General features: G+C 70.4%; 11 protein-coding genes and 1 tRNA gene. 2 read left to right on the forward strand and 10 right to left on the reverse strand.

Features of this window, described 5'->3' with window-relative positions:
* Positions 1-30: 30 nt before the first annotated feature.
* Entirely contained in the window at positions 31-1,242 is a 1,212-nt protein-coding gene (locus tag VAE46_RS09010; protein ID WP_322796598.1) for a serine hydrolase domain-containing protein, read from the forward strand.
* Between the two features lie 191 nt (positions 1,243-1,433).
* Here the strand turns inward: VAE46_RS09010 and VAE46_RS09015 are convergent, their stop codons facing one another.
* The gene (locus VAE46_RS09015; protein ID WP_322796599.1) at positions 1,434-2,375 is read right to left on the reverse strand and encodes an aldo/keto reductase; all 942 of its coding nucleotides are present in this window, start codon (positions 2,373-2,375) and stop codon (positions 1,434-1,436) included.
* A gap of 93 nt (positions 2,376-2,468) precedes the next feature.
* Here VAE46_RS09015 and VAE46_RS09020 point away from each other — a divergent pair, with 93 nt between their 5' ends.
* Positions 2,469-3,830: an MFS transporter gene (locus VAE46_RS09020; RefSeq protein WP_322796600.1), complete on the forward strand. Its 1,362-nt coding sequence runs from the start codon at positions 2,469-2,471 to the stop codon at positions 3,828-3,830.
* Here the strand turns inward: VAE46_RS09020 and VAE46_RS09025 are convergent.
* The 9 genes from VAE46_RS09025 to VAE46_RS09065 all read right to left on the reverse strand — a co-directional run bounded on the left by VAE46_RS09025 (position 3,827) and on the right by VAE46_RS09065 (position 10,157).
* Positions 3,827-4,309, reverse strand: a complete 483-nt coding sequence (locus tag VAE46_RS09025) for a hypothetical protein (RefSeq protein WP_322796601.1) — start codon at positions 4,307-4,309, stop codon at positions 3,827-3,829. The genes VAE46_RS09020 and VAE46_RS09025 overlap by 4 nt on opposite strands.
* A gap of 97 nt (positions 4,310-4,406) precedes the next feature.
* Positions 4,407-5,303: a 1,4-dihydroxy-2-naphthoate polyprenyltransferase gene (locus VAE46_RS09030; protein WP_322796602.1), complete on the reverse strand. Its 897-nt coding sequence runs from the start codon at positions 5,301-5,303 to the stop codon at positions 4,407-4,409.
* An 8-nt stretch (positions 5,304-5,311) separates the two neighbouring features.
* Positions 5,312-6,007 (reverse strand): ubiquinone/menaquinone biosynthesis methyltransferase, encoded by a 696-nt coding sequence (locus VAE46_RS09035; RefSeq protein WP_322796603.1) that lies wholly within the window; start codon positions 6,005-6,007, stop codon positions 5,312-5,314.
* A 73-nt stretch (positions 6,008-6,080) separates the two neighbouring features.
* Positions 6,081-6,938, reverse strand: coding sequence for an HpcH/HpaI aldolase family protein (locus tag VAE46_RS09040; protein WP_322796604.1), 858 nt, complete (start codon positions 6,936-6,938; stop codon positions 6,081-6,083).
* A gap of 33 nt (positions 6,939-6,971) precedes the next feature.
* Entirely contained in the window at positions 6,972-7,934 is a 963-nt protein-coding gene (locus VAE46_RS09045; protein ID WP_322796605.1) for a D-glycerate dehydrogenase, read from the reverse strand.
* Positions 7,935-7,967: 33 nt separating this feature from the next.
* The gene (locus tag VAE46_RS09050) at positions 7,968-8,873 is read right to left on the reverse strand and encodes a DUF4352 domain-containing protein (RefSeq protein ID WP_322796606.1); all 906 of its coding nucleotides are present in this window, start codon (positions 8,871-8,873) and stop codon (positions 7,968-7,970) included.
* A 58-nt stretch (positions 8,874-8,931) separates the two neighbouring features.
* Positions 8,932-9,207 (reverse strand): hypothetical protein, encoded by a 276-nt coding sequence (locus VAE46_RS09055; RefSeq protein WP_322796607.1) that lies wholly within the window; start codon positions 9,205-9,207, stop codon positions 8,932-8,934.
* A complete protein-coding gene (locus VAE46_RS09060; RefSeq protein WP_322796608.1) occupies positions 9,188-10,054 on the reverse strand; it encodes a hypothetical protein in 867 nt (288 codons plus the stop codon). Before VAE46_RS09060 ends, VAE46_RS09055 begins: the two co-directional genes overlap by 20 nt.
* Before the next feature lie 26 nt (positions 10,055-10,080).
* A tRNA-Pro gene (locus tag VAE46_RS09065) sits at positions 10,081-10,157 on the reverse strand.
* Positions 10,158-10,404: the final 247 nt, after the last annotated feature.

A 10,404-nucleotide genomic window follows, 5' to 3' on the forward strand; every position in this document is an offset into this window, starting at 1 on the left:
TGCGCATCCCACCCCGGAGGCTATTCCCCTATGGAGACCGCCGCCCTCCAGGCCGGCTTCGACCCCGCGCGCCTCGAGCGCATCACCGCCCATCTCGAACGCAACTACATCGAGCCCGGCAAGATCGCCGGCTGCCAGGTGCTCGTAGCCCGCCGCGGCATCCCCGCCTACTTCCGCTCCTTCGGCTCCATGGACCGCGAACGCGGGCGCCCCATGCGCGACGACACCATCTTCCGCATCTACTCGATGACGAAGCCCATCACCTCCGTCGCGCTCATGCAGCTCTTCGAAGAGGCGCGCTTCATGCTCAACGACCCGGTCAGCCGCGTCCTCCCCTCGTGGGCCAGCCTGCGCACCTGGGTCAGCGGCGACGGCGACGAGATGCAGACGAAGGAGCCCGCCCGGCCGGTGACCTTCCGCCACCTGCTCAGCCACACCGCCGGCCTCACCTACGGCGCCACCAACCACCCGGTCGATAAGGTCTACCGCCGCCTCGGCATCCAGCGCGGCCCGGGCGAAACGCTCGCCAGCTTCGTCGAGAAGGTGGCGCAGGCCCCGCTCCGCTATGAGCCGGGCGAACGCTGGATGTACTCCCTCGCCACCGACGTCTGCGGTGCCCTCGTCGAAGTCATCTCCGGCCAGCGGTTCGACCGCTACCTGCAGGAGCGCATCTTCGAACCCCTCGGCATGGTCGATACCGCCTTCTTCGTCCCGCCCGAAAAGCAGCACCGCTTCGCCGCCAACTACCAGCGCCAGCCCGACAAGACCCTGCGCCTGATCGATGACCCCGAGACCAGCAACTATCTCCGCGAGCCCACCTTCTTCTCGGGCGGCGGCGGGCTGGTCGGCACGATCGCCGATTACTGGCGCTTCTGCGAGATGCTCCGCCGCGGCGGCGAACTCGATGGCCAGCGCATCCTCAGCCGCCGCACCCTCGACCTGATGACCCGCAATCACCTGCCTGGCGGCCGCGACCTCACCGAACTGGCCATCGGCGCCTTCTCCGAAACCGCGAACGAAGGCGTCGGCTTCGGCCTCGGCTTCGCCGTGACCCTGGATGCGACCCGCACCGGCACCCTCGGCGAGGGCGACTACTACTGGGGCGGCGCCGCCTCCACCATCTTCTGGGTCGACCCCCGCGAGGAGCTGGTTTGCATCTTCATGACGCAGCTCATGCCCTCGGCCACCTTCAACTTCCGCGGTCAGCTCAAGAACCTCATCTACTCCGCCCTCGAAAGCTAGGAGGTGGGAGGTGGAAGGTTGGAGGTGGAGGGTTGAATTCCCAACCTCCAACCTCCCCGGGGGCGGAGTTGGCCGGGTGTGGGTCTCCCCTTCTCCCCGGCGGCCGGGATGGGGTTGCGGGAGCAGTGAACCAGGAGGAGGAACCACGTTCCTATCTCCAACCTCCCACCTCCAACCTCCCACCTCTGGGGCTATCTCCGCGTCAGCGCGTCGACCTCCGCCAGCTCGTCCGCGGTCAGCCGCCACTCCGCGGCCGCCACGTTCTGCTCCACCTGCTCCGGCCGGGTCGCCCCGGCGATGACGCTTCCGACGTGCGGCTGGCTCGCCAGCCACCCAATCGCCAGGTCGATCATCCCCTTGCCGCGGGCCGTCGCGAACGCCTCCAGCTTCTCCAGCGTCTCGAAGTTCCGGTCGGTCAGCACCCGCGCCGCCATCGGCCCCGCGTTCGCCAGCCGGGTGCCGGCCGGCAGCTCCTCGCCCTTGCGGTACTTCCCGGTCAGGAACCCGCTCGCCAGCGGGAAGTAGGGCAGGATGCTCAGCCCGTAGGCGTTGCAGGCCGGCACCAGCTCCGCCTCGATCCGCCGGTCGAGCAGGTTGTATTCGTTCTGGGCCGAAATGAACGGTGTCACGTTCAGGCGCTGCGCCACGAAGTGCGCCTCCGTCGCCTGCCACGCGGCGAAATTCGAATGCCCGATGTAGCGCACCTTCCCCTGCCGCACCAGGTCATCCAGCGCCCGCAGCGTCTCCTCGATCGGCGTGTGCGGGTCCGGCCGGTGGATTTGGTAGAGGTCGATGTAGTCCGTATCCAGCCGCCGCAGCGAGTCCTCCACTGCCTGCATGATGTACTTCCGCGATGCGCCCATCCGGTGCGAGCCCTCGCCCATCTTCATCCCGAACTTCGTCGCGATGACCACCTTCTCCCGGTGGCCCTTCAGGATCTTCCCGAGGAACTCCTCCGAGCGGCCCCCGCCCCCGTACACGTCGGCGGTATCGAAGAGCGTAATCCCCAGGTCCAGCGCCCGGTGGACCACCGCCTTCGACTGCTCGAAATCGCAGCGCATCCCGAAGTTGTTGCACCCGAGCCCGACCAGCGAAACTTCGAGCCCCGAGCGCCCAAGGTGGCGAAATTCCATACCGTCCCTCGCAGCAGATGATGATTGCGGCGCGAAGTATACGCGCACCGGCAACCGCCGGCCGGCCCGCACCCGCCGTGCTACGCTGTAGCGATGACCGCGGAGCACTCCTTCTCGCCGGCACCCCGCGGGCCGTTCGCCTCGCTCCAGTACCCGCAGTTCCGCTGGCTGTTCGCCTCGAACATCGCCTTCTTCTTCGCGATGAACGGCCAGTTTGTGGTGCGTTCCGTGCTCGCCTACCGCCTCACGGGCAGCGAGTTCGCCCTCGGCCTCGTCAACCTCGTCGTCGCGATCCCCATGCTCGTGGTTTCGCCGTTCGGCGGCGTCATCGCCGACCGGGTCGAAAAGCGCCGCCTGATCATGACCGGCCAGGCCCTGCTCGTGACTGCCGAGCTCTCGATCCTCGTCCTCCTCATCTTCGACCTCCTCCACTTCTGGCACCTGCTGGCCGTCGTGTTCGTGATGGGCTGCACCTTCCCGTTCATCATGCCCGCCCGCCAGGCGATCGTGGCCAGCATCGTCGGCCGCCAGGGCATGGCCAACGCCATGGCGCTCCAGATGGGCGGGATGAACGCCGCCCGTGTGGTGGGGCCGGTGCTCGCCGGCTTCATCATCGCCCTCGCCGGCGTCCGCTGGGTCTACGCCGTCGCGGTCACCCTCTACGCGCTGGCCTTCTTCGCCATGGCCCACGTCGACCGCTCCCCGCCCGCCCCGGGCGCCGGCAGCCGCCCCGTTTGGAGCGAACTCCTGGGCGGGCTCCGCTACGCCGCCAGCGACCCGCCCGTGCGCGCCCTGCTCGTGCTCTCGATCATCCCGATCCTGCTGGCGATGCCCTTCCAGGCCCTCCTCGTCGTCTTCGCCGATGACGTGTGGCACGTCGGGTCGGCGGGGCTGGGCGTCCTCCAGGCCGCTGCGGGCGTGGGCGGCATCCTCGGCTCGTTCTACATCGCCTTCTTCGGCGAGACGCCCCGCCGCCTGCGCCTCATGATGAGCACCCTCTTCGCCTTCGCCGGCAGCCTCCTCCTCTTCTCGCTCAGCCCGTGGTTCCTGCTCGCCGTGCCGCTCGTCCTCCTCGCCGATGTCTTCGCCAGCGCCTTCACCACCACCGTCAACACGCTCATCCAGGTCCTCATTCCCGATGAGGTGCGCGGCCGGGTGATGGCCCTGATGATGATGACCTTCGGGCTCACGCCGCTCGGCACCGTGCCGGTCAGCGCCCTCGCCGAGGCGCTCGGCGCGCCGGCCGCGGTGGCCGTCGCTTCCGTGGTCACGCTCGGCCTGTCGCTTGCCGTGCTCCTCGCGAGCCGCGCGCTCCGGGGCATCGACGCCACCTTTGCCGCCGCGCTCGCCGCCGACGCCGAGGGACCGCCCCCGGCCCCGGGGAGGATGCAACCCGCAGGGGGACGCCGCCCCGCCGCCGGGGAAGCTTCGCCGGCACCGTTCGAAGCCGGCTAATCGCCCGCCCCGGGCTGGTTGAACCGTTCGTAGATGAGGTCGGCCTCTTTCGAAAGCAGGTCCCGCAGGCTGAGCAGGAGCCGCTCCGCGTCGTGGCGGATGGCGGGCAGCGCCTGCAGGTCGCCCTCCTCCACCCGCCGCACCTCCACCTGCAGGTCGGCCGCTTCAGCCTCGAGCCGGCGGAGCTGGGCACCCAGCTGCCGCAGGCGCGGCTGCGCCCAGGGGGCATCCCGCAGGATCTCCGCGTAGAGGCCGTCGGCCCGCTCCACCTCGAGGCGGTGTTCGCGCAGCGCCTCGACCACCCTGGCGAGCTCCTGGCTCACCAGCTCCGCCCACTTCCGCTCGCGCGTCGGCTGGGGCCGGCGCAGCGCCGCAAAGAGCGCATCCTGTGCGAGCAGCAGCCCGCTCTGGGTCCTGCCGGCCCCGCCGATGGCGGCTTCCTGGGCAGCTGTCAGCGATGCAGAAGGTGTCCCGGACATGGTTGTCCCTCCAGTCACGCGTCAACGTTCAGTGTGCACGAAACCACCGGGCTATGGGCCCCTCCCGCTCCGGTTCGATCAGAGCGAATCGCGGCCGTCAGCCCGCGGCGATCGCTGCGGCCCAGGCGAGCGAGGCGAGCAGCGCGAAGCGGGCCGTCGCCTTCAGCACCGGGTTCAGCTCCCGCCCGCGGGTTTCGCCCAGCACCCGGCGAAGGAGCGGCCACGCCAGCCCCACCGTCGCCAGCGCCGAGACCGCGCCCCACGGCACCGCGCCGAGGCCCGCCGCCCCGGCCTGCACCCCCGCCGCCAGCGCCAGCAGCGCCGCAAACCACCAGCGGGTTCTGCGTTCGCCCAGCACCACCGCCAGCGTCGTCTTCCCCGCCCGGGCATCTGTCGCGATATCCCGCAGGTTGTTGACTACGAGAATCATCGTCACCATCGCCCCCACCGGGACCGCGGCCGCGAAGCTGAACCACGTGAGCGTCCCCGCCTGCACGTAGAAGGTCCCCATCACCGCCGCGAGGCCGAAGAAGACGAACGTGAAGAGGTCGCCCAGGGCGTGGTAGCCGATCGGCCACGGGCCGCCCGTGTAGATGATCGCGGCCGCGATGCTCGCCAGCCCCACCGCCACTACCGGCCACCCCCCGACCCACGCGAGGTAGAGCCCGGCCAGCGTCGCCAGCCCGAAGGCCGCCCACATCCCCCGCTTCAGCTCCGACGGCGTCAGCAGCCCCAGCTGCGAGGCGCGCGGCGGCCCGAGCCGGTCGGGCGTATCCGCCCCGCGTTCGTGGTCGAAGACATCGTTGGCGAAGTTCGCGCCCACCTGCAGGCAGAGCGCCCCGAAGAGCGCCGCCAGCGCCGGGCCCGCCGCGAAGGCGTCATCGCGCAGCGCGACGGCGGTGCCCACCGCGACCGGCGCCGCCGCAGCGGGGAGCGTCGGCAGCCGGGCAGCCATCCGCCACGCCGCCAGCCGGCCGGGCTTCGCTGCCGACATCGCCGCGCTCACCGGCGCTCCGCCGTGATCGCCTGGATGGCCCCGAACATCGGCCGCCGCTTCTGCACCCGGTGGAAGCCGGCATCCACCAGCATCCGCACCAGCTCCCGCTCTGGCGGCAGGTAGACCGCCGACTCGGGCAGGTAGCGGTAGGCGGCGCCATCGGCGAGGAGTCCGCCCACCAGCGGCACCACCCGGTGGAAGTAGAGCCGGTGGCCGGCCGCGATAAGCGGGTTCGCGGGCGTGTCGACTTCGAGGAGGCCCAGCCGACCGCCCGGCTCCAGCACCCGCGCCAGCTCGGCCAGCACCGGCGGGATGGCCGCGAAGTTGCGCAGTGCAAACCCCGAAACCGCAACCGTGAACGCCCCGTCGCGGAACGGCAGCCGAAGCGCATCGCCCTGCACCCAGGCGGCCGTCTCGCCCGAGCGACGGGCGGCGCCGGCCAGCATCCCCCGGCTGAAATCGAGGCCCACGGCGAAAGCGCCCCGCGCGCGGCAGATCTCGGCGAAATCACCCGTCCCGCAGGCCAGGTCGAGCACCACATCCCGCGGCGAGACCAGCAGCCGCTCGACGAGCTCCGTGCGCCAGCGCTGGTCCGCCCCGAACGTCATCAGGCGGTTCACCCGGTCGTACGAGGGCGAAATCCGGTCGAACATCGCCCGGACAGCGCGCGCCTTCTCTCCCGGCGGCGGCAGATGGGTCATGCCTCAATTCTCGCGCCGCTGGCCCTTACATGGGTGTGCGCCCCCTCCCACCTCCCACCTCCCACCTCCAACCTCAGCCATACGCTCCCCGCTCCCCGTTCCCCGCTCCCGGGGGCATTGCCGAGGGGTTGGGCACCCGCTCCCCGTTCCCGGCTCCCGGGGGCGGCGGAGGGGCGGCGGGACCCCGCGCCAGCCGCAGGTCCGCTGCGGCCTGGGCCGCCAGCGCGCCCGCGTCCCCGCTGACCGTGATCATCTGGAAGCCGGCCGCCGCGTGCTTCGCTGCCAGCGAGGCGTTCCCGTGGATGCCCGCCACCACGCCTCGCTCCCGGCAGGCCCGCGCGATCCGAAGCCGTGCCTCCTCGAACGCGCCCTCGTTGTCCATCCGCGGCGGCAGCCCCAGCGTGATGCTCAGGTCGGCGGGGCCCACGTAGACCGCATCGATGCCGGGCACCGAGAGGATTTCGTCCAGCCGCTCCAGCGCCTGCCGGGTTTCGACCATCGGGATGCAGGCAACCTCCCGGTTCGCGCCCGCGAAGTAATCCATCCCCGCGTAGTACGCGGCCCGCGTCGGGCCGTAGCTGCGGAACCCCTCCGGGTGGTAGCGGCACGCCCCGACCGCGGCCTTCGCCTCCTCCGGCGAATTCACCATCGGGATGATGACGCCCATCGCCCCGGCGTCCAGCACCTTGCCGATGATGCCCGGTTCGTTCCACGGCACCCGTACGAACGGTATCGTTTCGGTCGCCCCGATCACCTGCAGCATCGTGACCGCCGCCGCGTAGTCGATGACGCCGTGCTGCATATCGATGCACAGCCAGTCGAATCCGGCGTGCGCCATGATCTCCGCCGTGAACGGGTTGGCGATGGAGAGCCAGCCCCCGTACGTCACCTCGCCGCGCGCCCAGCGCGCCTTCACCGTGTTCGAACGCATGCCATCCCTCCGCAGGGAGCGCCCCGGCCGCCCTCAGCGACCGAGCACCTCCGGGTTCACGCAGGCGGCCGGCTGGCGGCCGGTCAGCACCGCCACGAGGTTCCGCACCGCCATCTCCCGCATCGCCGCCCGCGTTTCGACCGTGGCCGAACCGATGTGCGGCAGCACGATCACGTTCTCCATGGCCAGCAGCGGCTCATCCGGGGCGGGCGGCTCCGGGTCGAGCACATCGAGCGCGGCCCCGGCGATCGTCCCCGCGGCCAGCGCCTCCCGCAGCGCGGCCTGGTCGACCACCGCCCCGCGCGAGGTGTTGATCAACCAGGCCGTCGGCTTCATCAGGGCCAGCTCGCGCGCGCCGATCAGCCCCCGGCTCGAGTCGTCAAGGTTCACGTGCAGAGAGACGACGTCGGCCGTCTCCAGCAGCGCATCGAGCGGCAGGGAGCGGCAGCGTTCGAACCCCTCGCCCGCGTCCTCGAAGCGGTCGGTGAAGCAGACCTCCATCCCCAGCGCCTGCGCCCGCAGGGCCACCGCCCGCCCGATGCGCCCGAAGCCGATGATCCCAAGCGTCTTGCCTGCCGGGTCCCAGCCGAGCGGCGGAGGCGGCAGCCCCCGCGCCCAGCCCTCCCGCGCGTAGCGGGCGTTGTCGAACAGCCGCCGGGCGATCGCAAGGATCAGCCCGATGGTCAGGTCGGCGACCGCCCCCGAGAGCACCCCCGGCGTGGTGCAGACCGCGATCCCGCGCGCCGTGGCCGCCTCGAGGTCGACATTGTTGTAGCCCACGCCGAAGTTCGCGATCACCCGCAGGTTGGGCGCCTGCGCCAGCACCTCCGCCGGCAGCGGGAAGAGCGCGCTGCAGAGGATGCCGTGCGCCCGCGGCAGGGCGGCGTGCACCGCGGCCGGGTCGGGGCCGGTCAGCAGCGGCGTCACCGAGCGGCGCAGGTCCTCCAGCAGGCCCGCGGGCAGGTCGATGGCGATAATCGCGAGCGGCTTCGACATCGCGCCAAGGCTAGCCGCTCCGTGTGAACCTCGCTACTTCCGGGTGAGGTCGGCCACCAGCACCTCCGGGTCCGGGAACGCCACGTCCGCGTAGACCGCCACGATGTCCGCGTTCTCGGGCACCTCGAAGGTCACCCAGCCCCGCACCTGCCGCCCCGGGGCCAGCTGCGTCATCTGGAGCGCCGGCTCCCGCTCCCCAAACGACGAGGGGTACACGTACCCGTCCCGGTCCTGCACCGAAAAATCGAACGCCCCGACCGACGGGTCGCCGCTGACCCCTTCGACCACGACGTCGATTGCGACAAACCGCTGTCCTTCACCGGGCTCGCGCGGCGACGTTTGCGCCGGGTCTTCAAACGCCCGGACCGTGACCTTCACCTCACCGGCATCGACCGTCTCGCCGAGCTTCGGCCCCGAACCAAGCGGCACCGCTGTCGGCTGCGGCCCCGAATCAACGCCGGTGTCGCCCGCATCGCCGAACCCGGCCAGCCCGCTGCAGTCGGCCACCACCCAGCGGCCGTCCTCCCACTTCCACGGCTCCCATTCGTTCGGCTCCGTGAAGTCGGCGAGGTCCTGGCGATCAGCCAGCTTCTGCGGCGGCTTGAGGGTCACGCGCACTTCGCCGCGATCGGGCGAAAAGTTCTGCACCTCGACCTTCTCGACGGAAAACTCCGAGAGGCTCGCCCCGAGGAACGCCTGCACGAAGGTCATCGCGAGCTGGGTGGACGAGCGGAACGCCTCCAGCGACACCTGGTCGCGGCATTCTTTCGCGAAGGCGTTGTAGGCGGTCTCGTACTCGCCCTTGAGCATCGCCTGCGTTGCCTTGCGGGCCGCCTCCTGCAGGCCTTCTTCGGTGCGGCTGTCGCCGTCGCCGCCTCCGCAGGCAGCGGCTGCGAACAGAACCAGCAGGAACGGAATTGGCGCCATCAATCGACGCATCGACAGCCTCCTCGCCCTCGGCTGCCGTGCATCGTAGCAAACACCGGTGGTCTCCGAGTTACGCCGCCGCCGCCTCCCGGACGCGGTCCCCCACGCGGATATTCCGCGCCACCTCGAGCGCCTGCCGCACCTGTGCTTCGGGGCCCACGACCGTAATCCGCTCCGCCTTGCTGAGGAGCGCGAGGAACAATTCCGCCACGAACGACGGGCTGGTTACCACTCCGTCGAAATCGACGCACACCTCGTCCTGCCCTGCCGCCACCTTGCCGGCCATTTCGCGAGCGCGCGCACGGGTCGCGAACGTGGGGTAGTACTCACGCAGGCGCAGTTCCATCGGTCTCCTCCGTGTCGCGCAATGATACCGGAAAGGAGGCACTCACAACGGTAAAGGGCAGGACGGGAAAGGCTGTCCCGGAGAACGTCGCACCATCAAGCCGCACGTGCCCGCCGTCCGAGGCGATCTCCAGGGCCGCCCCGCGGAATTCCCCGATGCCGAGTGCCACGTGGTGGAGTCCGAACCCGCGGTAGGGCTCCGGCCTCGAGGTGACACCCTCCTCGCACGCCTTCACGATGTATGCCTGCGGCGCCAGCTCGCCCAGCACCGGCCTGAGGTTCTGCGCGAATCCCGGGCCGAAGTCGGCCACGGCCAGGTGGATCCCCGGCGTGCCGCTCGTTCGTCCCGTGTGCATTTGCAGGAGCGCGTAGCAGTCGGAGCCATGCTCCCTCGCGTTGGCTGTGAGCTCGGAAAAGACCGTAAACACCGGGTCGTTGAGCGAACTAAAGCCCGCCAGGGACAGGGCGTCCCTGGCCCGTTGGCCCAGCGTCTCGAGCTCCTGGTCGCTGGTGACCCGTGTCACCGGCACGTGGTGATGGATTTGGTACGCATCCGGCGCCCGCGCAGCCGTCGGGATCGTCCACCCCTGTCGCTGCAATTCGTCGTGCATCCCGATGCGGTCGAGGTAGCCGAGGACATCTGGGTCATCTGGCAGGCGCACCCGGACCTCCCGGCCGCTCCGCTGCACCTTGAGACAGGTCGCGAGGATAGCCGCTACCGCCGCAGGTGCCACCCGTGTAACTGCGCGCAGGTCAATGACAAGCGGGTTGGGCCCGCCCGCGTCGGCGAGGAAGCCCAGGTCAACGAGGGTTCGCAGCTCGCGTGGGGCAGCCAGGTTCCCGCTCATCGTGCCCACCGCCCGTGCAGGGAAAATGGTCGGGGTGACAGGATTTGAACCTGTGGCCTCTGCGACCCGAACGCAGCGCTCTTCCAGGCTGAGCTACACCCCGAACCGAACCTGAGCATACCAGCCGACCGCCCCACGCGCATCACAACGCCCGCCCCTGCCCCTGCCCAGCCCCGCGGGAGAACGGGAGAAGTTGAATCTCAACCCCCCAGCTCCCCGCTCCCGGCTGCCGGTTCCCACATACAACCTTCCACCTCCAACCTCCAACCTCCAACCGGCTCCCGGCTCCCGGCTCCCACCTCCCACCTCCCTGCTATCCTCACTCCATGGCCACCCGACGCTGCGCCATC

The organism is Tepidiforma sp., assembly GCF_034433535.1.
In the GTDB taxonomy this organism is placed as follows: domain Bacteria; phylum Chloroflexota; class Dehalococcoidia; order Tepidiformales; family Tepidiformaceae; genus Tepidiforma.